Source organism: Paenibacillus lentus, from assembly GCF_042714055.1.
Lineage (GTDB): Bacteria > Bacillota > Bacilli > Paenibacillales > Paenibacillaceae > Fontibacillus > Fontibacillus lentus_A.
The window spans coordinates 1-25,592 of sequence record NZ_JBHGVC010000022.1 but is presented as its reverse complement, the minus strand read 5'-3'; the positions used below and the strand labels follow the sequence as shown (position 1 = coordinate 25,592).

Sequence of the window (25,592 nt, the reverse complement as noted above, 5' to 3'; positions counted from 1 at the left end):
CCTCCTCAACTACTCAGCTTCCCTGGATGTTTTATATCATGACCTTCTCATTTTGATGCAGGAACGTGGCCGTGCGCAGACCCGTAAATTTATTCTTTACAATGAAGTAACCATCGCCAAGTTCCATTTCCTTCTCCTGGCTCCCGTAAGGAAACCGCGTATTGAACAGACTCTGTTCCTTAAGGCTGCCGAGCAAGAGACCCGTTTGCTCCTCACGGAGCACTTTGCCCAGGCTATCCCAGTTATTAGTAAGCTCTGAGGTCTGATCCGCTGCAATGACGGCGACCTTCATGCTGCGCTCATGCTTGGCGATGCGCTCGATCAATTCTTTGAGTGAGTATTGATCTCCATTTGTCAGCTCGCTTAAATTATCGATGACAAATATCATCTGCTTCCATGAACGAACAAGCGCGTTCAAATCGCCGTTAGCCTGTCTTGTAGCCAGGAACCTCGAGCGGCGATCATCGAGCTCTTGCTTGATCATATCGATGAAGTCATACATATCTTCAACCTGCGATAAGTCCGTCACACAAGGCAGCTTCATCAATTCATAGATTCCCATGGAGCTGGAATCCAGCGCGTAGACATCCAATCGATCCGAACCTAGCTTCTCATTCAGCATGCTGATCCATGAGACCAGTTGAGTGCTCTTGCCTGACATCGCATCTCCTGCGATCATAATGACCGGAGTAACTGTCAGGTCTATGCATACCGGCATCAAATCGTGATCCCCGAGACCGATGGCCAGCAGTTCCTCATCCCGATTAATCTCCCTCATATCAATTTTGCTAGGCATAATCGGGATGGGGGTAGCTGGAGTGACCAGGTTCTCTCGCGCGAAATGCTCGAAATCGTGAATCATCTCTTCCATATTCCGAGTTCTGAACTCCGGCATGGCCGTCTGGAACTCCAGCGGAGGCTTGCCGCTAACCAGTCCCCTTCCCGCTGTCCTGGCCGGCTCCAAGCCTTCCGTCCGGCCGACGATATTGGCGTATTCTCCTTTATCCGTCAGCTGTAGCGCCACGGCCATTTTGAAGTTCACGGACAGCTTGTAACGGACAAGGGACGCATTCGTTGCGGTAACTACCATATATATTCCGAATTTAGAGCCTTCCCGAGCCAATGTCACCATTTTCTCGTCAATATCTTCATAGGTCTCCGACAAGGCGAAGTAATTGTCGATGATGAGAACGATTGCCGGAAGCTGCCCGCCATGATGCCTGTAGTCGTTAAAGCCGTCGCTCTGGCTTTCCTCAAACAGCTTCTTGCGATCGTCCATGACTCTGAACAGGAACAGGACGAACTGCTGGATCGTCGATTCCTGCTCCAGCGTCATGACTCCGCCGCAATGCGGCAGCCTCTCGAACAGCTTAAAGGAGGAACCCCCGAAATCCATGACGTACAAATGAACATCCGATGGCGAATACTTATAAGCCAGCGACATGCACAGCGCTCTTAAGAGATACGTCTTTCCCGTTCCTGGGGAACCGTAAACGAAAAGATTTCCCTCAGCCGCAAAATCGATCGCCAGCGGCTCCTGCAGTTGACCCCGTGGATCATCCACCAGGCCAACAGGCGCACTGAGAAGCGCCTCTTCCCTAGGCCAGCCGCTCTCTAGATCCAAGCCTGATCCAGGAGCATATAAATCGTCCAAATATACGCTATCCGGCAGTGGCGGCAGCCATGGCCCCTTCAATGCCTGGACACCGCTATGCTCCGAGAACGAAATAATATGCTCGACCATGCACTTCAACTGGGAAGGCATCTCCTTCAGCGCAATCTTCTCTTCCTCCAACGGATATATTTGCTCCGATCGGCCATGCAGAGAGACTTCGTAAATGCGTTTCGTGCGATTCTCACTCTTCAGCATTTCTCCCTCCGGATCGTAATCCGCTCCCGAATACGCCGATTGGAACAGTTCGAAGATCTCATCATTGCCCACCTGGATATAAGCGCGGCCAGGCTCCTTGATCATAGCGGCATCCGGCCGTTTGATCACGTCTTTACTGTCCGCCTCATCCTGAACCTTCAGACAGATTTTGAATTTGGAGTTACTCCAAATCTGGTCATCCACGACCCCTGCCGGCTTCTGCGTGGCCAGAATCAGATGGACACCCAAGCTGCGGCCGACCCGCGCCGTACTGACCAGCTCCTTCATGAATTCCGGCTGATCCTGCTTCAGCTCGGCAAACTCGTCGGCGATCATAATCAGATGGGGGATTGCTGGCATTCGCCCACTCTCGTTATCGCTGTAATACAGCTTCTGGTATCTATCAATGTTGTTTACCCCGTATTCCGAGAACACACGCTGTCTTCTCATCAGCTCGCTCTTAATGGATAGTAGCGCGCGAGTCGTCTGATTTCCTCCCAGGTTCGTGATCGTGCCCACCAGGTGAGGCATGCCCTTGAAGATGTCGGCCATGCCGCCGCCCTTGTAGTCAATCAGCACAAAAACGACGTCATGAGGATGATAATTAATTGCCAAGGAAATAATGATGCTTTGCAGGAGCTCACTCTTCCCGGAGCCCGTCGTTCCTGCCACCAGTCCGTGCGGCCCATGTCCGGTCTCATGCATATCCAGCTGGAACAGGCTGCCTCCTGCCTTGACCCCGATCGGCACGCTCATCCCCTTGAAGGGTTTATTCCTTAACCAACGGGACTGCAAATCAACTTCCGTGGTCGTTTTGGCCTGCAGCATATCCAGCAGTGTAAGCGAGGTCGGCAGCGAGAAGCTGGCGCTCGAATTCTTGATCCGGAGCGGCGCCATCAGACGGGCTGCCTGCTCCAATTGCTGCATATAGACTTGATCCGGAATAAATATCGATTTCTCGCCGGATTCCCGATCGGCCAGCTCGCCGTTTTTACCCTGAATGACAATAACCTGCTTGCAGTTCATCGGCAGATAAGCCTGATTTTTCGCGATATATACGGACGAAACGCCGAGAACAGCGCATTTGTTATATAAATACTTATTGATCGGCTCCTCTTCAAGCAAAGAAGGGTCTTCGATGATGAAGACGAAATGCGGAAGCGGGCTTCCTCCCACCTCTTTACGATCGCGCTCCTTCAAGACTTCGTTCAGCCCGCCAAGCACCTGATGAGCGATCGCCTTTCCGCAAAGAAGAAACCTTGCATCGAATCCGTCCGTCCACAGATGCGGCAGCTGCCGGAGCCAGTTCCATTTCTCCAGACCGTCCTCAGCAGCCAGTACAACCACCCGTACATCATCATATCCGTGATGCGTAACGAGCTGCAGCAGCATTTGGGTCACGACTGCGAACGTTCTCTCTTCCTCCCCGGCGATGCCGCAAATCTCCGAAGTCATCAGATTGATCGATACAGGCACATCCTGTACCCTTTCGAACTCGAGAGCCAGTCTTTGCGGCTCCATAATCAGCGGATCACTCTCCATGATGATCGCCTGCTTCGTATATTTGATTTGCAAGGCCGAAGGAACGCTGCCTACCCCAAGCCGGAGTGACAGAAAATCCGGGGAAGAGGGGGTTCTCTCCCACAGCCGGTTGTCAATGTCCTGGATACGCTGCAGACAGGCCGCAGGCTCCGGATTCATTTCGTTCATTGCCCTAATTTGCTGTTCTCTTGCCAGCATCAGCTCGCTGCGGGTATCGGCAATGAATTGCAAATACTTCTGCTCGCGCTCTTTTTTTTGCTTTCTGTATTTCTTGATTTGAGAAGCAGCGGTAGTGAGCGATACGACGAGCGTCATCACGGTCATCGCAATCGACAGCATCATGAACATCGACTGGTGCGTTAATGCGAGCAATAACGTAATGACCAGCATCACTACCGGCGGAGCCAGCAAAGTAAACCAGGAGATTTCCGGTTTCTCATAAGCATGAGGTGGATTGGGAATTTCAATTTCACCGTTTGGCATCTCCGGCAAAAAACGGGGCTGGCGGCTAAATTCATATTTTTCGTTTATCATATTTACCTCACGACAATGTAATGACTTTCTCCGCTTGTCCGCCGGTAAGCGACATTTTATACCATTCGAAACGGCTGCTGAAATAAATGGTGTCGCCTAAAACATGAATATGATCGGCGCTCTCTCCGCATATGCGGATTTTGCTGCCCGTGTCCAAATCAATACGGTATACCGAGCTCTCGTTATTGCGATTGGCACAATAGATGAAACGCCCATCGCTATTCAGACTATTCGGCGACACGTCTGCGTATACGCGTGCCTCGCCCGTTTGCAAATGCAAGGCGGTCAGCAGGTACTGGTTCTTGATATCAGCAAATATCAATGTTTCGCCGATTTTTAGCAAGTGTATACCTACGGATTCCGAGAGCTGCTCCCGATCGTTTCCGGTGACATGGCATGATCTGATTCCTTGCTGGGTAACGTAATACACTTGATCCTCTTCCACGACAAAGCATTCTACCGGCTCGTCCGTAACTCGGGATTCTTTCCTCCCATCCAGAAGGCAGCGATACAGCTTGTGATCGGTCTCGCTCTTGTAATACAGCCAGTCGCCGCTTAGGGCCAGGCCGTAGCAAGGGCGATCCTGAATCCGTTCGGCGCTTTGGGTTGACAGGTTCATTCTGTACAAGCGATGACCCTGCATCTGATCGCTGTAATAGATGTCATCCCCGACCTTGTTCATGAACCAGAATAATCCGTCCAAGTGAGATGTATCGCCGGAAGACGCGTTCAATAAGCAGGTACCGGAATAATTGCGAATATCGACGAGAAGCAGCTTGCCATCTGCCTCGCAAACCAAACCGCCGCTATTTATGTTGTAATTCACGATATCCACTCCTTCTAAATGAGAGTCAGCAGCGCCCCAAAGGCTACGCCTTCCTCTTCTAACGTTCGGGCAGGATCAAGTATGCGTCCAAGCGGTTCCGCTTGAAGCCGATGCTCCGGGGTAATGGACAAACCTAGCGCCTCAGACAGCATCGTCATCAATTCCTCCGATGTGACGAAGATCGGCACCTTCAATTCCCTTACAAAGCTTTCGCTGGCTTGAAAGGTGACCATAACATAATCCATCCTGCTTCCTCCTTCTTTAGTTCTTGACCGACAGCGTGAACTCGCGCTGCGACTCCAGCTGATAAGCAACATTCTGTCCAGCATCCTCGGCAAGCCGCAAATATTTGGTCTGGAATTTGTATTCGGATTGCGCCTTAAGCTCGACCGTCGTGACTAGCTGCTCTGTTTCTTCATGTATTTTTTCCCTAAACTCAACGGTTACCGTAAAATTATTGTATTTGCCGTTCATGGATTCGAAGGTCAACTGGCGTGTGCTCAGTCCGTCATTCGTCCAGGTCAGCTTCAGTGCATCACCGAATGCTTTCGCGAAATACTCTACGAACTTATCTTCATCAACCTTCGCATCCAAATCTCGATGAAATTCATAATTCAAGCTGCGATCCCTCGCCGACCGAGCAGCATTGCTAAGAGCGGATCCTAGAACAATCTTCTCTTTTCCTAAATACATAAGCTCCACTACAGGCTCCAGGAACACTGACAGCAGTAGAAGCAGCAGCATGGCTATAGCTATATTTTTCATAATCCCTCTTAATAATCTTTATTAGGATCATAAACTAAGTCTTTATAATGCTTGAGCCCCGTTGTCGTAAGAGAGAATGAAACAGGGATCTCGCGCTCGTATTTCTTCCCCCACAGCTTGATGCTTAGCGGGTATACCGCCTCAATCCTTACCGTGACGGGGTTTCCACGCTGCTGGTAGGGCTTTTCTTCATCCGTAAGAGCATCCTCATATGACGATGCATACCCCCCCTCCGCTGAATGTTTTTCACCCTTATCCTTCTCGGCGGAAATGACGATTTGATCGGCCTTGTCCCGGTAGACCGGGCGTTCTTTCAGCCTTTTGAGCGTATAGTCCTTGTTGTCGTACGTTAAATAATTATCGCTGGCCACAGCCTGGGACAGATGGAAGGTCTCTACCACCAGCGTCATGTACCAGGGAAAGAAATAAATAAAGTTCGTAAACAATAAAATGGCTACCGAGACGAGAATAGAGATGAGAATTGATTTTGCAAATGCGCGCATTTCATTCACCTGTGCCCTAATTAATCGGCTGATTTAAGCCATCATGTCCTCAATTGCCTTAATGAACATTTCCCAGACTTCTTTAATCCACTGTTCTAGAAAAGTATCTTTAATTAACGTAACGGCAACAGCGATGATGACGATCAAGCCTACGGTGATGGCAATCTGCTTTACGCCGATATCTCCCCGTTCCTCTTTCCAGAAGGAAAGCTGCTTCTCTTCCTTTCGTTCTTTGCGCTGCTTGCGATTTTGATAATCCATCGACATAAACCTCCTCAATTGATTTTGAATTATTGAAACATTTTGATAGAATCCAGGATCGTAAATAAGTAATAGATCGCGATATAAATGACAAGAATCAAGATAAGAACGAGTTGAATGCGGGAATTCACCCGCTGCCTTTTCTCCAGATCTTCCTCCAATGCAATGATCCGGTAGCTGTCCACCTCATTCTTGAGATATACCATTTGCGAAATGTTGTCATAGCCCTTAAGCCGGGTCTCCATCAAATCGCAAAATTTGATAACATAATGAATCGGAACCCTTTTCTTTAGCTGTTTAAGCGCGTATTCCTCGCCATATTCGATATTATCGAGCATGACGCCGAGTTCCTCCGCCATATCGCTATTCGCGTTCGGCAGATAATCCCGAATCACGTCCGCGAGGTAAATGTTGACCGACTTCGAGTACTGGTAATACACCATGCTGTAGAACGACGGAAAATCAAACGCGATGTTCTTATTCTTGCGCTCAATCTTCTGTTCCATCTCCGAAATAGGGTACATCCACCCTAGAATGATAAATATCGCCGTCACATATCCGAGCAATAAGTTAGCGCTCATGAAAATGGCGGTTACAACTAGCCCGGCAGATGCATAAAATATCTGTTCCGCCCGAAGCTCCTCGGGTTTCATCGGCAGGTCGAGACGGTCGATCATTTTCTGGTAGCGTGCACGCTCTGCAGTCCCCAGCAGTCTGGTGACGTATTTGGCAGCAAACGTTCGTTTGAAGCCCTGCAGTTTACTATTGAACTGTTCATTTTTACGTTCCTTCAGGAATCTTCGATTCCGCTTCTTTTGTTTTCCTTGCACGGGCTTAAAAAAAGGATATATAAATACTTTTACTAGATAGAGAATGGCGGCAAGCGCGCTTAATTTGGCGATAATCGTCATTTCCTATCACTCCCCGGCCCCAGATTGCCTTGAAGCGCCTGCGTACGGGCAAAGCTCAAGCAAATAACGCTGATCATCACCGTGTTGATCATTTTGCCGAAGCTGCTGAACAGCATAAATCCCCTGAATTCATCCACCGACAAGGCATATAGAAAGAACAGCACGATAATGACAGTTTTTAATAGAAAATCCCGATTCATCTTCCGAAAAATCCGATCCTTGCGGGCATTAATCTCTCGTAGAACTGCATTCTCATCCACGATATCCAGGAAGATATCGGCCATTCCTTTCCGCTCGTTATATTCGAAGACGATGGCCTTCTTGGCAAAATTATCGAATTTTGGCCCTAACTGCCGGTTGAGCAGCTCAATGGCCTGCTTGAACGAATACCCGTTATTTTCGCAATTATCGATAAACTGCTGGAAGTAGGGGCGTATGCCCGGTTTAATATATTCATCGCTTTCCATGACCTTCTTGATCGCCACCAGCACCCCTTCCCGCGCCAAGGGACAAAGGATATCCTCGGCGTCCATGATGCTCTCCAGCTTCTCGGCTTTGATGGCCTTGGACTGCATCACGAAGTACGTTAACAGCCCGATGAATATGGCGACGGTGATGACTACCGCCAGGGTAACGTTCTTCATAAATACAACGACGATGAGTACGACAATGGCGAAAGCGATGCATAGCAGCGAAGTGAAGCTCTCCAAAGTCAACGGCAAGTTAAAATCGAGAATCAGCCCCTCGACAAGCCGATTGTATTTGGCGTAAATATTCTCCTTCTGCTTGATGATGCGTTCCTTCTTGATCCGCTCTACATATCGCTTTGTATTGTATCTTCCGAGGTGTTCAGCTAGCGTATCGAGGATACCAAGAATGAACCGGCCTGTTCCCTCGAAGAACCGAACCTCGAATATGGCATTAAATACGATGAATGCAGCAATCCCTAAAGATAAACTAATGATTGAAGTGGTATCCATCGAATCCATACTCCTCTATTTCTTCTTCCTCCGGCAGATTCGTCAGAAACTCGAAGCGGCTGCGCTTAATTCCCGCCTTAATCATCGTCTGCTGCACCTTCTCGGACAGCATGCCGACACGCTTGTGCTTGCCGATGATTTTCAGTACGCGATGAGTTCCTTCCTCCTCCAGCACATCCTCCGATATGAACTTATAAATCGGATTCACGATCGGCTCCAGTCCCTCGGAACCCAGCACTTCCGAAATCGAGGTGACTTTCCTTGTGCCGTCGGCCAGCTTCTCCTGGAACACGATGAACTTGATGGCACTGCAAATGTTGCGGAGCGCCAGCTCGGCTGGTTCATTGGATGCCATGAGGTAGGCTGTCAGGAACCGGTAAATAGCTTCACGGTCGCCCTCCGCATGCAGCGTCGTAAAAAAGAAGTGACCGGTCTGTGCGGCGCGAAGCGCTGTTGCAAATTCCCCGGGAGTTCTTAGTTCACCCGGACCAATCCAATGGGGCGATTGCCTCATGGCATTGATCAGCAAATTTTCCATCGTTGCCGGACTGGCGTCATCGTCATCCGGCACAGATTCGTATTGCAGCACATCGTTGATGATTCTTCCGTGCTCGCTATTTCCTTCTCTCTGCAGCAGCCGCATCTCCGAAGGATTCTCAATCGTAATGATCCGGGAAAGCGGGTTAATCTCCTTGACCATCATTTCGTTCAGCGTCGTCTTCCCGCTGCCTGTCGGCCCTACCGTAACCCAAGACAAATCGGCTTTCGGCAGCAGAGACAGCAGCTTAAACATGTTGACGGAAAAGGATTCATTCCGCAGCATCATCTCCGGCGTAATACTCTTCTTGCTGAACTTTCGGATGACTACCGCCGGCATATCATACGGTGAAATATCGGCATGAGTGGCGTTAACGCGGTATCCCTCGATCGTACGGGCGTTAACCATCGGAATTTTAGGCGTGAGCCGAACCTTTGAGACGCCGAGCAGCTTGGAAATAATCCGCTCCAAATGCTCGCGATCGATAAAATGCTGATCCCAAGGTAGCGTCTTTCCGCCGCTTTCCACAAAGATCTGCTCTGTCCCGTTGATTCGAATTTCGTCAATCGTAGGGTCTTCCATCGCCTTCGTAATCGGGCCGTAATGTGTGATCTCATTGATCAATGCTTGCTTCAGTTCAACAAGCTCCAAAAATCCTTCAACGATCGGCTTCTGCGAGTCCACAAATTCGTTGATATAGGATTTGGTCATTTCACGTTTACGAGCCGGGTCACTCTCTCGCCGGAAGGCATGGGTCGCAACCTTGGTTATGTATTTCTGACACAGCTCCAACGCTTCCTCGAACTGAATGGTTGTGTATTTATTCTTCAGTTCCTCCATATTTTCGACTTTGTTGACCTGATGCGTTACTTTCTGCTGCATGTCGCTGATTTTTGCACGGGTGAGCATTCGTTTCCGTCCCTCCCTTACTGATTGCCGAGAATGTCTGCCAATCTGCGCATTTCTCTAAGAAAATATTTGTTCACCAAAGGGTTGTCCCTCACGTATAGCTTCCCTTCGAGCGAATAGGCATAAGCCGCTTTGATCAACGGCAGGGACGCCACGATATTAAAGCCGAATTCCTTAAACCCCTTATAGTCATAGTTGATATCCTGAATATTCATCAGAATAACGCTCGTGAATTTAGCTGTACTGATCCCTACGGAAGAGGCAAAGTCCAGCATGCGAACCATATTGCTTGGTGCTTCGATTCGCTCTGTAGCCGTAAAGAAGCCTACGTGCGAATATTTCATCGCTCCCAGGCAGAACTCAAGGGGCGGATTATTCGGAATATCCAGCAGGATGATGTCGAACATTCCTTTTAATGTATCGATGACTCGTTCCAAATGATCGAACTCAAAATCGAAATATTCTTCAAGCAAATCATGCGGACTTGGTGACAAAACATACAAGCGTTCATACTTCGTAGCCTGAATTTCCTCACGGAAATCGACCTTGTCGCTTTTTAGCACCCGAATAAGGCCGTGCCCTCTTTTGCTAGGTTTGACATCCAGGTAATGGTAGATATTCGGGTTAAATACCTTCAAATCGACAATGCAGGTATTGAAGCCTTTCTGAGACAGCAGATAGCCTAGATTGCTAATGATTAAAGCGTTGTCTACCATATCGCAGGCAGGAATAAAACCGACGACACTATAGATCAGCTTGCTCTCCTGCAGTTCCGTTCCCATTAGTTCCTTCGCCGAAATTTTACTCAGTACGTCATCGAGCCTCAGTCTTTCGTTTTGATCCATGATTCCACCTCTCTTTGCAAAGTAGGCAGTTGATCCAATATAACCTGGCTGTTCTTGCGGGTTAGAATCGTAATCAAATACTTTTTGCCCTCATAGCCGTTGAATTTGGCAAATTTATCGATTTGTTCCCTCGTGCCTTCCAGAAGCAGTGATCTCGGCTGAATGCTTTTTAGAAAATCGTCGCTCTTCATGACTTCCTGCCTCTTGTCTTCACTCAGCTTGAGCACCTCTTTATACACTTCATAGATCGAGTGACTGCTGGAGTTCAGCATGTCCCGGACTTCAATGCTGTCGAATAAAACTTCCGTTTTCATTTCGGTTTTTGTCGAGCCATAGCCGGCATTGGGATTTCCCGAGCTATCCGATATTTCATCCTCAAAAGACACGCGAATTCTCACTTTATCTCCCGGCATGAGAATGTCTCCGCCCGCTTCCAGAAAGTTATACGGCAAAGTCAGCACCTCATGCTCCTCGCCAAGCTCATATAACCATTCATTTTGCTGAGGCTTTTCTTCCATCAGCTGATCCTTGTACAAAATACTGCCGTCCCTCAAATAATACTTCGTATACTGATTCGTTATGGAAGACAAGTCTTCGGCCAGGATCATATCATCGGTATATTCCTTGCGGATGATAGAGTATTTCTTGATTTGTTTATCCGTTAAAACGACATATGCCGGTATTCCCCCCGATTGATTTACCTTAAGAATTTCTACCGTATCTTTTGCTGCCTCATTGGCATTGTTCAGTACGATAAAAGATACGACGATAATGGCGATACTAAACAGTAAAGCCATTATTTTTTTGAACAATTTTTTATTTGGGGAGACGCTTTTTACAGTACTTAAATCCATGAACTTACGCACCCTCCATTAATCTTAGAAGCATTTGTCCAAAGGCCTTCTCAAATTCAGCGCCCGTGTTCGCAACGGGAATATCTGTCTCAATTTGAGAATCAAAGCTATGACTGTACGGAACCACTCCAGCCGTCTTCATTTCATAATGAAAGGAGGCGCTGATTCCTGAAGCCAGTATTTCATTTACTTTTTCCGGTGCAAACAAAGATCCCTGAAAGCGCGAGCGATCGTTATATTTCGTGACGATCACCTTCGATTTTGCATTAAAATAAGAGGCCTTTTCCCGATCAAGAACCACCTCCACATTACGAGCCGTGCTGAGAACAGCATGCAAATTGTTCGGTATGCATAAGCCAAATACGTCAATATGAATCATCGTTTCTTGGAAGCTTCTGAATAAGTCCAACGGCATGTCTAATAGCACGAGATTGAATTTGGTTCGCAATACGGAAATCAAGCCTACCAATTTCTCGCTGTTATAAAATTGTTCCATCAGCTTGCGGTCATCGAAGGAGTACCCTAATGAAGTAAGCCAGAAATGGTCACTGATATTAAAAGCGGTTGTCATATAATCCTGAGGTCTTGCCAGGGTACGAATCAGCGATGCGCTCATTTGCTCGTCTTTATTCGTTCTGTCGTGGAATCGGCTAAAATACATATTCATGCTGCGATATTCCGCATCCATGTCGATAATGATGCTGCTAAGCCCTCTTTTGTTTGCTTCATGCGCCAAATTGACGACGGTACTGGTCAATCCGTTTCCGCGATGGCCGGTAACTGCAACGACTCTGCTTATTCCGCGGCTTATATTGGCTATATCCCTCGTCAAACGGTCGGTGGCAGTTGGCTCAGCGGGTGACTCCGGCTTCGAAAGGAAACGGTCGAAGAAGGAGCGCTTTTTCCCGCTTTGACCTGCTTCCCGTGGGGTCTCGTTCATGATGTTGGGTTCTGTCTTTAAATCATTATGTATGGGAACAGTATCTTTCTGGCCTATCTGTTCCAATGAGCGTTGAAATACTTCCGCTGGTATTCGTACCGTATCGCAAATGATAATCTTCAAGTGGTCAAATCTTTGCGTCAGCCTGCCCAGTTCAAAAGGCTTCATGAAGTCCCGAGTGATCAGAACAACGGGGATTCTCGGAGTACTGTTCACCTCAATCCATTCCAGCAGCTTGGTCAGCTGCTCCCGGTCAAGGCTCGGCTTTTGCGTAAATGCTTCATCCGTGATGAGAATACCTTCGCCAAGGGGATTGCCGCCGTCCAGATAATCCGACAAATTTTGCAAATTTAGGGCTTGAGGATGAATAACCGCTGTCTTTTTAGGCAAGTACTGCATCACGATATTATGAAACCCACCACTAACGATAAGCAGCTTCATATGTTCACCTACTAAAGAAAAAAATCTTTTTATTAGTAATATTTACCTCGCTAATGCTGACATTATACAAGTAACCTATAGAGCATACAATACCTTATTTGTATAAATAATCCTGAATATGGACTTATTACCCAGTCTCAAAGGTCTTAAGATTCACAAGATTTCAAAAACAGGAATAAAGTAGGAGGTACATTTTTTGACAAAATACGGGAAATGCGAGAGAATATTGGCGTCCTTAACCAATTACAAGGAGAGGTTTTTCTATGAAAATAGGGTTTGCGATCGTCTTCCTTCTTCTCCTGCTAATTTGCAGCATCCGTGATATGAGATGTCGAATGATTCCGAATCGGATAGTGATTTTCGTGCTTGTATTGGGGTTGCTTAACAGTTGGCTGTACCTGTCCCTGTTCGAATCCTTGCTTGGAATTCTTGTTCCTTCAATACTTTTGCTCATAGCCAAATCCAAGTGGAATTTCTATATCGGGGCAGGAGACATCAAGCTATTATCGGCGATCGGGGCTTGGGTGGGCTGGTATGCCAACATTTATGTGCTTCTATCGGGCAGTGTGCTAGCCCTGATTTATGTAGGGGCAGTAAGAGGCTTGCGCCGCGGAAGGATCTTATCCGTTCCTTTTGCTCCATTCCTGTCCGCGGCAGCTATAGTCATATATGTAAGCGAGGTTATTCTACAACTATACTTTCTGCCATAACTCTAAATAGCTCCCTATGCATCTCATAGTATTTGGTAGACACTTTAGCATATAAATGGCAATGGGTTGTTTCTCCATAGACAATGTACTGAATAGTGGTCGTGTTTGAAGCTTCATGCTGGATGAACGATCCTTCCTTACCCTTGTATGTTTTAAATGACTTGATATCAATTCCTTCCGAGATGGCTTCGTTTATTTCCAGCCGGTCTAACTCTTCTCCAAGTAAATAACCTCCATACACGCGAATCTCATCGCCATTTTCTTTATATAGCATAGTTCCATCTCCCGACGGCGAATCCTCTTGGATATTCCAGGCTTTGGGATACTCGATGCTGAAGCCGTAACGTTCATTGACATAAGTCGTTAACGCCATTTCTTCTTGAATGTTGTCGTCGTCCTTGATCGTTGGATGCTCCTGAGCAGGAGCTGAATCGGATCCGAGACTCGCCAACTGCTCGTTGTCGCTTAATTGAACCGCAGTATCCTTAGAGTCATCTCCCTTAAAGGATTGAAATACTTGAACGCCTACTAGAAAAACAATAAGTATCAACAGTGATCTTAATAATGATTTCTTCATGACCTCCTCCTTTACTCAGGGTATATTACCAGTTCAGTAAGAATGTGACAACCTTTGGTGCGTGTAACCTATACGAAAAAAAGCCCATCTCCACTCTTCTGATTAGAGTGGAAATGAGCTTAGGCAAACTTATCAATATTAGGGTCTAGCGTGCCCCAATATTCGTTCCGCTAGGCGTGCCCGAGCCGATTAAATCGCTGCCCGCCGCAAGCTTCAGGAAATTGCCGAGATTTGGAGAACCGTCGCTATTCCGCGCCAGCGAAGGAGTCAAGCTGACGAAATCCGCGGCGCTGGCCAACAGTCCTTTGGCATTCTCGCTTTTTTTGTTCTTCCACCATACGTTCGTGCTGGATACATCCGTCCCACTCGTCTTATCGCTTGCTCCGCCCTGGAAGGATAAATTGTTCGTAAAAATATGCGTGCCCTTATCGAAGGCGAAATTGCTCTGCCCGTTCGACCAGGATGTATTGTTCTTCATTTGAATAGAGCCTGGGTTGCTATTATAAGTGAAGCCGTGCTTCTTGTTCTGGAAGGCGATGCTGTTCTCGACAATATGGTTGACCCCGATTTTCTCTCCGCCCAGCTTGAAGCCGTTCCCATCGCTATTCGTCGTCGAAGTGCCATCGGAAGTCTGGCCATTATGATGAGCTATGCTGTTGCGGATCGTGACCGCTCCAATCGGGCCAGTATCGGATTTGGTGTACAAATCCCAACCGTCATCGACGTTATAAGCCGCGATACAGCCGTCAAATACGTTGCCCGGGCCGACGGTCAGCTTGGCTGCGAAGCCATCCGCATCCTCCCCATCATCCGGATCATAGTTGTCATGAGAATATGAATTGATCACGAGGTTATAGCTGGGCCATTCATCGAATTGCGCGGTTGAAGCATAGCGTCCGATTTGGATGCCCGTATCCCGGTTATGATGCGCCTCGATCTGCTCGATCCGATTGTAGTTGCCGCCGATATACAAACCGTTATCTCCAGCGCCTTTAATTTCAAGCCCCTTAATGACCCAATAGTGTCCGAATAGTTGAATGCCGCGATTCGTTGAAGCAAAGGCCTGGGCCGAGAAATCCAGGACAGGCTTCTCGCTGCCGTAAGCAACCAGGCTTTTGCGGGCGCTGGAGGTTCCGTTATTGCCGCGTTCGATCGTGATGGTCGAGTCAAAGCTGTACGTTCCTCCGCGCATATAAATCGTTTTGCCTGGAGCGATTCTGGTAATCGCAGCTGCAAGCGTGGTCGGTTTATCCAAGGTTCCAGGGTTGCTGGTGGAGCCATTCGCCGCTACGAAGAGATCTCCCTCGGCAGGAGCGGGTTCCTGCGGATCCGGGTCAGTCGGGTTCGGATCTGGATCTGTTGGCGTTCCCCCTCCTGCCCCTTCCGATACGATAACGTTATCGTATTTAGCTAGAGACTTGCCTGTAACGAAGCCGACTGCTCCCGCAGACAGGCTGGAATCCGTTGCTGTCAGCTCCAGCGTATTGTTCACGTACATTTTGAGGGTAGATCCTGAGAGCTCCAGCTTGACGTTATACCAAACACCCGTTGACAGCGCATAATCCTTAGTAACGAGCGTCGAGGAGGAGCCGCCTACCTTCTTGCGAATTTCCAGCTTGCCTCCCCCGCTATTGTACAGAGAAGCTGCATAATAATTGTTGCCGTCCTTATAGCGCCCCGCCACATACGTACGGTTGGTGCCATTGAAATTATCTACTTTAACATCGGCTTGTATCGTATAGTTGTTCCAGGATGCATTTCCGACGGATGTACGTCCTTCGCTTGTGCTCGTCTGGGCATATACGTTAGAGCTCCCGTCCTTCACTACAGACCAAGTACCTGTAGTATGCGTCCAATTACTACTGTTACCGCTTTCAAAATCATCGCTAAAGAGAGTTGCCGCACTGGCCTGACCTCCAGGCAGCCATGGAAGCATAAGCGCAATACATAAGACGATAGCGATGATTTTCCAAGGATGGATTTTAAATGATCGGCTAAGCTTAATAACGGATGTTTTAGAGTTCATTGCAATACCTCCATTAATAAAGGATATACTAGCACTTTTCCTTGAATCTCCTGGAGCAGTACGAATACTCACCTCCCTTTTGCTATAAGGCTTGCACCCGGTGCACGCGGGTACTACTAGTTATGCTAGTTTTTTAAAGCGGTTACATCAATAATCATTTTTACATATTATAGTTTTTTTACCTTAATAGGGAGTGTTCAGGGGTTTGCTTATTCAATAAAAAAACCTTGAAGACATTGAAGTCCGTCAAGGTTCCCATTGAAGTCTTTTGAAATATTGCCTACGCCTTACTCAAATGGATACTTTACTCCCCACTGGGCGCGCACCTGGTCAAGCAGCTGCATAATGCCTAGCGATTCCGCCAATGTTATTGCACTGCTCTCCGTTTCCCCAGCTAGCAAACATCGGCCTACCTCTTCGGCTTCAAAGGCATAACCCACAGCTATCCGGTCATCCGTCACCGTCTCTGCCTCCTGACCTCTCACCTGAAGAGTTGCCGTTTTGGCATTCAAGAAAGAAGGAATGTGAATCGAGCCTTCTGTTCCGTAAATATACGCTTCATTCGTAAGGTCAAGCCGAACCGCCCCGTGGAGCGACGCCGAACGTCCTTGTCCATAATCCAGCAAAATCGAAAAATGCTCATCTACCCCGGTCTCGCCGATGTGGGCTGTACTCCAAACTTTCTCTGGATCCGCACCAAAAATCATCGAGGCGAACGATACCGGATAAATCCCCGCATCCAGCAATGCACCGCCTCCAAGCTCTAGATTCAGCAATCTTCCGCTTGGATTCCAGTCGCTGCGGAAACCGAATTCCGCCTTGACCAGCTTCACTTCACCGATCCGGCCTTCCTCCAGCCACTTCCTGACCTTAATGATCGGCGGCAAAAATCGCGTCCACATCGCCTCCATCAAGAACAAGCCCTTCTCTTTAGCCAGTGCAATAATCTCTTCAAGCTCCCGGCTGTTCACCGTAATCGGCTTCTCGCACAGCACGGCCTTTCCTCCCCGCAAAGCGGTTATCACATTGTCTCGATGAAAAGGATGCGGCGTCGCCACATAGATCGCATCAATCTCGGGATCGTTTGCTAATTCCTCATAGCTCCCATAGGCGCGGGGAATATTGAACTTGGCAGCAAACTGCTCGGCACTATTCCGGGTACGCGAGCCAACTGCAGCTCCTTCCCCATTGGTGACATACGTTAAATCTGCGGCAAACTGCTCGGCTATCCAGCCTGTCCCCATGATGCCCCAACGAATTGTCTTCCCCGTGTTCTCTTTCATGCCATTCCTCCATATCCCTATTTTCGCAACCAAAATATTTTTATGTACTCTCATCCCATACTACCAATTTTTAGTCGCGATCACCATGCTGGTTGGATATCTATGTCGACTGAGCTATAATGAGAGCGATTTAAGCATGATCATGAACAAGAATTTAAACAAGGTGTTGATCTGAACGATGAATACACGTCAACAAGAGATTTTGCGAATGCTGCTGGGCGAGCCTGGCCGCTCCTTTGTCGTGCGCGATCTGGCTGCGAGCTTGAACTGCTCAGAGAAGACGATCCGGAACGACTTCGAAGCCATTGATGCTTATTTGGCCGAACAGGGAAAGGCAAAGCTGCTGCGGAAACCGGGAATCGGGGTGGATCTGGACATTGAGGAGCATGAGCGGGCCAAGCTGTTCGATCGATTATTCCGCTCCACCCCGGATACCGGGTATGAACGGGACGATAACCGAATTGCCGCCATCGCTTACGAGCTTCTTATGAATACCAAACCAACTACGCTTCAGGAATTGGCAGAGAAGTATTATGTCAATCGAGCCATCATCAAAAGGGATCTGGACTCCCTAAATCCATGGCTTCATAAACGACGACTCGAGATCGTCTCCAAGCAAAGAGTGGGCATCCTCATTGAAGGAGCTGAGAAGGACAAGCGGGCCGCTTTGTCCAAAGTATCCCTGCTAATCGAAACCTCGACCAACGATTTTATAAAAAAGAGGTTCGAAACCTATGAGATAGACCTCGTAACCCGTGAATTAAGACGGCTGGAGGAGAAGCAGGCCTTTCATTTTACAGATGAAGCCTTCGAGAATCTGCTGATTCACACGCTGCTCATGATTCGCCGAACGAAGCTCAATCAACCGATTTCCTTTTCGGAGCAGGAACAAGCCTTTATTCAGGAGAAAAGAGAGTACCAATGGACGCTGGACTTCATTCGGCAGCTGGAGCGTTACTTCTCGGTACACTTCCCTTCAAGTGAGCTCGCTTATTTAACAGCGCATCTCCTCGGAGCGAAGATCCGTTCCCGAACCCGGCTGGATAGCGCAAGGCTGACGGAACACCCGCTGAAAATTACCGCAGAGGTCACAGAGATCGTGCAATCGCTCATGCGGAAAATGTCCAGTCTTACATTCATCGATTTTGAACGGGATCTTACGCTGAAGGAAGGGCTGAGTATTCATTTAAGCTCAACGATCCATCGATTGAGCTACGGGCTGAGCGTAACGAATCCATTGCTCCAGGATATTAAGAAAATGTATCCCTATATGTTTAGTATGGTCATTTATGCGACTAACGAGCTAGGCCATAACTTTCATTTCACCGTTCCCGAGGATGAGGTCGCTTATCTTACCTTGCATTTTCAGGCAGCGATCGAACGGTTAAACAAGCAGACGAGGCTCATTAAGAATATCGTAACCGTGTGTCATATGGGAGTGGGCATCTCGCAAATCCTGCGTACGAAGCTGGAACGAAAATTCAGCGGAGTCCAGGTCATGGATTCTGTCAGAAGAGCCGATTTAAATACATACCTAGAGCATCACCCGGTGGATTTTATCGTATCCACAATTCCACTGAACGATATAGACGCAGTAGACGTCCCCTATATCGTGGTATCTCCTTTGTTAGACCCTGTCGATGTGAAAAAAATTACAAATTTACTTGAACGACTGGAAGAACATCCGTTGGAAGCATCGGCCTCTTTTTTGCAAATGTATACGAAGCCTGCACTCATTTACTCTCAGGTCGAGGTTTCCCACCGCTTTGAAATTATTGAGCAACTGGCTAACAGCCTGTATGCCAATGGCTATGTCGAGCAGGATTACGCCCACCAGGCTCTGCTGCGGGAAAGAGTCTCGGCGACGACCATTGGCGGCGGAATAGCGATCCCACACGGCGATCCCAAGCTGGTGAAGCAATCCCAAATCGCCATTGCTACGTTGAAGGAACCGCTCGAATGGGAGCAGGATAAGGTATCGATCGTGTTTATGCTGGCGCTGCGGAACCAGGAGCAGGAAAATACGAAAAAACTATTTCATCGCCTCTCCCTCCTGAGCGAGCAGCCGTCTCTTATTGAACAGCTGATCCGGGCCAAGGAGCCTGAGGACATCTTCTCGCTCTTATAAAACACATTTTGCCGGAAGCTGCGGTAAAAATTAAAACTTTTCCTCTGTTTTATTAGGTTAATATTTATATATAAACGATTTAAAACACAGGGGAGATTTGCCAAATGAAATTTCTAGCCATTACCTCATGCCCTAACGGCATCGCCCATACTTACATGGCTGCTGAAAATTTGCAAAAAGCAGCTGACAAACTGGGCGTTAGTATGAAAGTGGAAACCCAGGGCTCCATTGGAGTAGAAAATGAATTTTCAGCAGAGGACATTTCACAAGCGGACGGCATAATCATTGCCGCAGACAAACACGTGGACAAAAGCCGCTTCGTCGGCAAAAGACTGTTGGTCGCCGGAGTACAGGACGGCATTCGAAACCCCGAGGCCTTGATTGAGAAGCTGATCCGCGGACAAGCGCCTCTGTACCAAGCGCAGCCGGGACAAGAGACGTCCGGCGGCAGTGAGAAGCAACCGGCGGCTAAGCAAAACCAGTTCTACCGCCATTTGATGAGCGGAGTATCCTACATGGTTCCGTTTATCGTCGTAGGCGGCCTTCTGATCGCTATCGCTTTATCCATTGGGGGTGAACCAACCCCAGGCGGGCTGCAAATTCCGGAGGGCTCCTTCTGGAAAATTGTTGAAAGTCTCGGCGGCGCATCTTTTACATTTATGGTTCCTATCTTGGCAGGCTTTATCGCCTTTAGTATAGCTGACCGCCCTGGCCTTGCCCCCGGTATGATCGGCGGCTTCATCGCCGCAAATGGCAGCTTCTACGGTAGTGAAGCCGGCGCCGGATTTATCGGCGGGATCATCGCCGGTTTCTTGGCGGGTTATGTGGCGCTGTGGATCAAGAAATGGAAGGTTCCTAAAGCGCTTGCCCCTATTATGCCGATCATCATCATTCCGGTATTGGCATCGTTGATCGTGGGCTTAGCCTTTATACTTCTGCTCGGCGGGCCGATTGCAAAGTTTTTTGAGTTCTTAACTTCCTGGCTTGCGAGCATGCAAGGCACTAGCTCCATCCTGCTCGCTTTGATTCTCGGGGCGATGATTTCTTTTGACATGGGCGGCCCGGTGAATAAGGTTGCTTTCCTATTCGGTTCAGCCATGATCGGCGAAGGAAACTATGAAATCATGGGCCCGATCGCCGTAGCCATTTGTATTCCACCGATCGGCCTAGGACTCGCAACCTTCCTGTTCAAGCAGAAATTCCATGACACCGAGCGGGAATCAGGGAAGGCTTCCTTTACGATGGGGTTGTTCGGAATTACGGAAGGGGCAATCCCTTTTGCATCGCAGGATCCACTGCGCGTCATTCCCAGCATCATGATCGGCTCCATGACCGGTTCTGTCATCGCTATGCTGGGTCAGGTCGGTGATCGGGTAGCTCACGGCGGGCCAATCGTTGCCGTATTAGGTGCGGTAGATAACGTGGTTATGTTCTTTGTAGCCGTCATTATCGGCTCGCTCGTCACAGCGCTTATGATCAAGCTGCTCAAGAAGGACGTGGCCCCGACCCACTCGGCTACTGCAGACGCAGCGGTTGCAGGTGGAACTGTTGCGAGTAGAGCAGTCGCAGATTTCAAGGCTGGGAAGAGCACTAGTGATAAATCTAAAGCTAGAGGCGATACTCAAGCCGACGTTAAAATCTCCGAAACGGTTGAGCCCGCAAACCAACATAAATCGGTCAGCAGGTTAACGGATATTATCAGTCTTGATCTGATTGAGACAGAGCTCAAAGCAACGTCCCGTGACGGCGTTATCGATGAGCTAATCGGGAAGCTTGAAGCGGATGGCGCAATCAGCTCTTCCTCTCAGTTCAAACAAGCGATACTTAGCCGCGAGCAGGAAAGCTCTACCGGAATCGGCATGAACATCGCCGTCCCTCACGGGAAATCGAACGCAGTCATCGAGCCGCGCGTCGTATTCGGAATCAAACCAGACGGCGTCGATTGGGACAGCGTAGACGGTACGCCGGCTAAGCTCATCTTCATGATTGCAATTCCTGCGGAGAACACAGGAAACGAGCATCTCAAAATATTGCAAATGCTCTCCCGCAAGCTGATGGATGATGATTTCCGGGATCAGCTATTGAAGGTGCAAACGAAACAGGAGGCTTACGCGCTTCTGGATCAGATTCATTAAAGTTAGAAGCAAACAGCCCCCGAGCAAGGATCAACGATTCTGCTCAGGGGCTGTTTTTAGCTATTTTATTCTGTTGTTGTAGTGTCACTTCCGGTTCCAGGTACCGCTTCCTCCGTTTCGGAAGGCATGATATCCCCGGATTCCGCGGTTGTTGTTGTAATATAGACGGTCTGTGTTGCACTATCCCATTTCACGGCAGCTCCTAGCGACTCGCTAATGAAGCGAATCGGCACCATCGTATGCGAGCCGACCAGCTGCCCCGGTACATCCAGGTTAATCACCTGTCCATTCTTCTTCGCCGCTTTGCTGCCCAAGGTAAGCTCGATTCTCGTTTCGTCTTTCGTTGCGACAACGGATTGGGTCTGAGCGTTCCATTTCAAGGTAGCGCCTAGGCGCTCGAAGATAGCTCTCATCGGAACGAGCGTACTGCCATTTCTCATCACCGGCGGTTGTTCAAAGGCCATTACTTCTCCATCAATGATGACTCTGATCTTATCGAAGCTGATTTGCAGCTTATTCGGTGTAATGCCTTTTCCGAAGTTGCGTTCTCTGATCGACGAAATCTCTGCAAGGCTGCTGGCCCGCTGCTGCAGCAATTTCTCTGCGCTGCTGTTCCGCAATGCGATAATGGACGATTCCGTATTTGCCTTAAGCTTATTCATCTCACCTACGGATTGATCCCGGGCGGCCTGAAGATCCTTTCTCGCATTGGCAAATATCGTAGCCATTTTGTCTTTCGCCGTGGTCAGGCTAATGCCGCCTCGTGCATAGTTCCACATTGTGCTCGAGGAATAGGAGGAATTGCTCTCATTAGTAAGCTTCCACATTAAGCTGCTGCTATAACTCGGGTTCATCGTATTGGCATATTTCCACATGATGCTTGATGAATAGGATGGATTGACATTATTGCTGTATTTCCACATCAGACTGCTGGAATAGTTAGGGTTAATTTCATTGTTGAATTTCCAATGGATGCTCGAGGAATAGCTCTTATCGCTTTCCTTGTTATATCTCCATAACGGGCCGGAAGAATAATGCGGATTAATCGCCCGTTCGTATTGCTGCAATTTGCTCTGGTAGCTGGATTGCTTGCCATAAGCCGCTTGGAGCTGTTTATGATCCTCCTTCAGCAGCTGCGTCAGGTATGCCAAATCATCATCCAATAGCTTCTCCAGTGTACTTTGATCCTCTCTGGATTTCTGCAGGAATTGCTCAAAATCCCCCTGAATCCGCTTCAAATCGGAATCATACTGACCTCTGAATTCATCGCGAATCTCCGTGTACTGCTTATTTATTTCTTGGATGAATGAATCGCTGGCTTTAGCGGCTTGCGAATTCCCTTGCGGCCATGCAAAAACACCCGTAAGCATAGCCAGAACGACGAAGAGTATGTAATATTTGCGCTTTAAAGTTATCATTCTGCATTCTCCTTCTTCATTGTGATTGATTTTTTTCGTCTAACGAAGTTTCGCCAATATTGCGATAAAACCTCTAAGTTTGTCGAAAATCAGCTCTTTACGACTAGATCTTTCATTGTCAACCAAACCAATGTCCAGGGAAATAAATCCCACACTGCACTATTTATCAAATACAAAAGTCACATATCGCGCTATTTATTTTGCTTCTATTAAAAAAAGTATCCAGACATAGGACATGGAGTATATAAAAAGTCCCCCTGCTTAAGCTAGCAGGAGGCATCTATTGAAGCTCCTTGTAAATGCGGAGCTCTTAGTTTTTATTTATAGTAGGAAGTTGTCAACGGAATCATATATCCCCCGTCTTTGTCCTTCTTCACATTAATTGAAATGTTCTTCACACCGGTAATGTCCACTTCGATCGTTTGCATTCCGCTTTCAGGCGTGATTCCTTCGACTTTTTTCAGCAGAGCATTTTTGTCTTGATCTATAATTTCAACGTGCTCTACTTCTTTGTCTATCGCCGCGAATTGCAGATACAGCTTCATGTACTTTCCGTTCGGATTTATTGCCGTATAATCCATATTCATTCCAGGAGCACTATAGAGCACTTCCTTATAATCGTGTCCTTGGAGTGTAGTATCACTCGGATCCTTGGAATACAGCGTATTATTATAATCCTCCTGCTTGATTGGAACCCCCTCCGACTGTTCACCCAGCAGTACTTCGTTTGTCTGGGCATCGTATTTCACGGGCACGCCCAGTACATCCGCTACAGCCCTTACAGGCAGGTATGTAGTGCCATTGTACGTAATCGGCAGCACGGCTTTGCCGTTTGTATCCTTAAGCTGAGCGATATCTCCATCGACTCTAACTTTAATGCCTCCATTCAGAAATGCCTTGATTTCTTGCAGCTGAGAGCTAGCTGCGGCCCCTAGGCTCATTCCGCCGAATAACAGCACAGCCCCGCCGAGTATAAGCGCCAATTTCTTCTTCATCATATTCTCCTTCCATTCATTTTAATAAATTTTAAGATATTATAGCATCGGAGTAGGTCGAAGAATATAGTATATTGGCACTATATAGCAACTTTATAAACTTCAGTCTTTGGCCTCTGCGAACAGCTTCTTTGCCCGCCAGCGTCCGAAACGGTAATATGCATAGGAGACTACGCTGCTAATAATGAAGCTTAAGCCAATGCCTGCCGCGATTCCCTTCTCGCCAACCAAACCGGCAAACCAGTAAGTCAGCGGATACCGTAAAATCCAGAAGGAGATGATATTCAGGACAAGCACCTGCAGCATCGCTCCCGAAGCACGCACAACGCCGTTAAAAATAAAGTTCAAGCCTAAAAAAGGGTAGAGAAAGGCGATCATCTGCACATAAGATGCCCCAAACGCTACGGCCCCCGGCTCAGAGATAAACATTTCAATCCCCGGCTTGGCCAATATAAAAATGATCACCGAAATAGATAGCATAATCGCTAAATTAAGCAAAATAGCATACCCGGCAATTTTTCGCACGCGCTGCCATTGCTTCACCGCAATATTTTGTCCCGCCATGCTTGTCACAGCCACGCCAAGCGCTTGAGCCGGAAGCATAATGAGGCTATCCAGACGCTGCGCCGCGCCAAAGCCAGCCACCGTATCCTTCCCGAACGATGCGACAACGCTCATAATCGCCGCTGAACCCGCAGAAATGACCATCATTTGCAGACCGGAAGGAATACCTTGCGTTAATATAAGCGAGACTTCCGCTTTCTTGGGCCACTCTGGAATTGAAAAAGGAATGAACCTGCGGCGTAGGCTGAGCACAAGTCCATAGAAGAAAGCCACCCCTTGGGCAATGACCGTAGCATAGGCCGCGCCTTGAATCCCCCATTGAAACACATAAATAAACAATGGATCGAGTACCGCATTCAAGACAACCGCAATCATGACGAACCGCAGCGGCGTTTTACTATTGCCCAGCGCCCGATACACCGTACTAATAAAGTTATAGCCGAACAAGAACAGAATGCCCAAAAAGTTGATTCGCAAATAACTTGTAGCCATGGGGATCATCTCGCTTGGCGTTCCCAACAGGAGTAGAATTTTCTCCGCAAATACAAATCCAATTACGCCTAGCACGATAGCGATCATGCCTAGGATAACGGAAAATGCATTCACATAACTTTTTAAACCCTGTTCGTCTTGTTTGCCCTTAACCTGCGATAGAATGGTGAGTGCCGCATTATTGATCCCGATGATGAAGGACAGAACCGTAAATATGACCGTGCTGGATATTGCCACAGCTCCTAGCGCGTTGGTTCCCAGCAGATTACCGACCCACAAGCTGTCGATGAATTGATAAGATACCTGGAGTAAATTCGTAAGCAACAGCGGCGCCGAAAATATGACAAGCTGCCTCCAAATATTCCCCTTCGTAAAATCATGCTGCTTCATGTCGCAACCTCCCCTCCCCCCTATATCATAGCAAACAAAAAATAGAAGGAGATTTCTCCCCTTCCAGCTCAGTATTATAATTATTTAGTTTGCAATTAGGTAAGATTGATGGTGCTGCTGTCCGATACTAAGCTGTCCTATACTACATGGAATTT

Annotated in this window: 20 protein-coding genes and 2 pseudogenes; 3 read left to right on the top strand and 19 right to left on the bottom strand. The window is 48.0% G+C overall.

What is annotated here, in order from left to right:
• Positions 1-31: 31 nt before the first annotated feature.
• The 12 genes from essC to ACE3MQ_RS26500 are packed head-to-tail and all read right to left on the bottom strand — an operon-like array spanning position 32 to position 12,719.
• The gene (gene essC, locus ACE3MQ_RS26555) at positions 32-3,946 is read right to left on the bottom strand and encodes a type VII secretion protein EssC (RefSeq protein WP_379398504.1); all 3,915 of its coding nucleotides are present in this window, start codon (positions 3,944-3,946) and stop codon (positions 32-34) included.
• A gap of 7 nt (positions 3,947-3,953) precedes the next feature.
• Complete coding sequence (locus tag ACE3MQ_RS26550; protein WP_379398502.1) at positions 3,954-4,772, bottom strand: DUF5050 domain-containing protein; 819 nt, start codon at positions 4,770-4,772, stop codon at positions 3,954-3,956.
• A gap of 14 nt (positions 4,773-4,786) precedes the next feature.
• Entirely contained in the window at positions 4,787-5,017 is a 231-nt protein-coding gene (locus ACE3MQ_RS26545) for an EsaB/YukD family protein (protein WP_379398500.1), read from the bottom strand.
• Positions 5,018-5,033: 16 nt separating this feature from the next.
• Positions 5,034-5,537 (bottom strand): hypothetical protein, encoded by a 504-nt coding sequence (locus tag ACE3MQ_RS26540; RefSeq protein ID WP_379398498.1) that lies wholly within the window; start codon positions 5,535-5,537, stop codon positions 5,034-5,036.
• A gap of 8 nt (positions 5,538-5,545) precedes the next feature.
• The gene (locus tag ACE3MQ_RS26535) at positions 5,546-6,040 is read right to left on the bottom strand and encodes a hypothetical protein (RefSeq protein ID WP_379398496.1); all 495 of its coding nucleotides are present in this window, start codon (positions 6,038-6,040) and stop codon (positions 5,546-5,548) included.
• 33 nt (positions 6,041-6,073) lie between these two features.
• Positions 6,074-6,301 carry a hypothetical protein gene (locus ACE3MQ_RS26530; protein WP_379398494.1) on the bottom strand — a complete coding sequence of 76 codons (228 nt, stop codon included), beginning with the start codon at positions 6,299-6,301 and terminating at the stop codon, positions 6,074-6,076.
• A 29-nt stretch (positions 6,302-6,330) separates the two neighbouring features.
• Positions 6,331-7,212: a hypothetical protein gene (locus ACE3MQ_RS26525; RefSeq protein ID WP_379398492.1), complete on the bottom strand. Its 882-nt coding sequence runs from the start codon at positions 7,210-7,212 to the stop codon at positions 6,331-6,333.
• The gene (locus tag ACE3MQ_RS26520) at positions 7,209-8,192 is read right to left on the bottom strand and encodes a 6TM ABC transporter family protein (protein WP_379398490.1); all 984 of its coding nucleotides are present in this window, start codon (positions 8,190-8,192) and stop codon (positions 7,209-7,211) included. Before ACE3MQ_RS26520 ends, ACE3MQ_RS26525 begins: the two co-directional genes overlap by 4 nt.
• Positions 8,170-9,639 (bottom strand): CpaF family protein, encoded by a 1,470-nt coding sequence (locus ACE3MQ_RS26515; protein WP_379398488.1) that lies wholly within the window; start codon positions 9,637-9,639, stop codon positions 8,170-8,172. The genes ACE3MQ_RS26520 and ACE3MQ_RS26515 overlap by 23 nt, the downstream gene beginning before the upstream one ends.
• A 17-nt stretch (positions 9,640-9,656) precedes the next feature.
• Entirely contained in the window at positions 9,657-10,484 is an 828-nt protein-coding gene (locus ACE3MQ_RS26510; protein ID WP_379398486.1) for a hypothetical protein, read from the bottom strand.
• Positions 10,463-11,338 carry a CpaB family protein gene (locus ACE3MQ_RS26505; protein ID WP_379398484.1) on the bottom strand — a complete coding sequence of 292 codons (876 nt, stop codon included), beginning with the start codon at positions 11,336-11,338 and terminating at the stop codon, positions 10,463-10,465. The genes ACE3MQ_RS26510 and ACE3MQ_RS26505 overlap by 22 nt, the downstream gene beginning before the upstream one ends.
• Before the next feature lie 4 nt (positions 11,339-11,342).
• Positions 11,343-12,719 (bottom strand): hypothetical protein, encoded by a 1,377-nt coding sequence (locus ACE3MQ_RS26500; protein WP_379398482.1) that lies wholly within the window; start codon positions 12,717-12,719, stop codon positions 11,343-11,345.
• Between the two features lie 263 nt (positions 12,720-12,982).
• On the opposite strand from ACE3MQ_RS26500, the gene ACE3MQ_RS26495 reads away from it, so the two are divergent.
• A complete protein-coding gene (locus tag ACE3MQ_RS26495; protein WP_379398480.1) occupies positions 12,983-13,429 on the top strand; it encodes a prepilin peptidase in 447 nt (148 codons plus the stop codon).
• Here ACE3MQ_RS26495 and ACE3MQ_RS26490 read toward each other — a convergent pair.
• The 4 genes and pseudogenes from ACE3MQ_RS26490 to ACE3MQ_RS26475 form a co-directional block, all read right to left on the bottom strand.
• On the bottom strand, positions 13,401-14,006 hold the full coding sequence (locus ACE3MQ_RS26490; protein WP_379398478.1) for a PsbP-related protein: 606 nt from the start codon (positions 14,004-14,006) through the stop codon (positions 13,401-13,403). The genes ACE3MQ_RS26495 and ACE3MQ_RS26490 overlap by 29 nt on opposite strands.
• A 145-nt stretch (positions 14,007-14,151) precedes the next feature.
• A pseudogene (locus ACE3MQ_RS26485) lies at positions 14,152-15,315 on the bottom strand (right-handed parallel beta-helix repeat-containing protein); the annotation flags it as partial.
• A gap of 87 nt (positions 15,316-15,402) precedes the next feature.
• Positions 15,403-15,942, bottom strand: a pseudogene (locus ACE3MQ_RS26480) (LamG-like jellyroll fold domain-containing protein); the annotation flags it as partial.
• A 377-nt stretch (positions 15,943-16,319) separates the two neighbouring features.
• Positions 16,320-17,315, bottom strand: coding sequence for a Gfo/Idh/MocA family protein (locus ACE3MQ_RS26475; RefSeq protein ID WP_379398476.1), 996 nt, complete (start codon positions 17,313-17,315; stop codon positions 16,320-16,322).
• Positions 17,316-17,493: 178 nt separating this feature from the next.
• On the opposite strand from ACE3MQ_RS26475, the gene ACE3MQ_RS26470 reads away from it, so the two are divergent.
• Positions 17,494-19,443 carry a BglG family transcription antiterminator gene (locus ACE3MQ_RS26470; RefSeq protein WP_379398474.1) on the top strand — a complete coding sequence of 650 codons (1,950 nt, stop codon included), beginning with the start codon at positions 17,494-17,496 and terminating at the stop codon, positions 19,441-19,443.
• Positions 19,444-19,547: 104 nt separating this feature from the next.
• On the top strand, positions 19,548-21,578 hold the full coding sequence (locus ACE3MQ_RS26465; protein WP_379398472.1) for a fructose-specific PTS transporter subunit EIIC: 2,031 nt from the start codon (positions 19,548-19,550) through the stop codon (positions 21,576-21,578).
• Between the two features lie 65 nt (positions 21,579-21,643).
• Here the strand turns inward: ACE3MQ_RS26465 and ACE3MQ_RS26460 are convergent, their stop codons facing one another.
• From ACE3MQ_RS26460 to ACE3MQ_RS26450, 3 genes are all read right to left on the bottom strand, one after another.
• Entirely contained in the window at positions 21,644-22,996 is a 1,353-nt protein-coding gene (locus tag ACE3MQ_RS26460; protein ID WP_379398470.1) for a copper amine oxidase N-terminal domain-containing protein, read from the bottom strand.
• A 317-nt stretch (positions 22,997-23,313) separates the two neighbouring features.
• Positions 23,314-23,991 (bottom strand): stalk domain-containing protein, encoded by a 678-nt coding sequence (locus ACE3MQ_RS26455; RefSeq protein ID WP_379398468.1) that lies wholly within the window; start codon positions 23,989-23,991, stop codon positions 23,314-23,316.
• 102 nt (positions 23,992-24,093) lie between these two features.
• Positions 24,094-25,437 carry an MATE family efflux transporter gene (locus tag ACE3MQ_RS26450; protein WP_379398466.1) on the bottom strand — a complete coding sequence of 448 codons (1,344 nt, stop codon included), beginning with the start codon at positions 25,435-25,437 and terminating at the stop codon, positions 24,094-24,096.
• Positions 25,438-25,592: the final 155 nt, after the last annotated feature.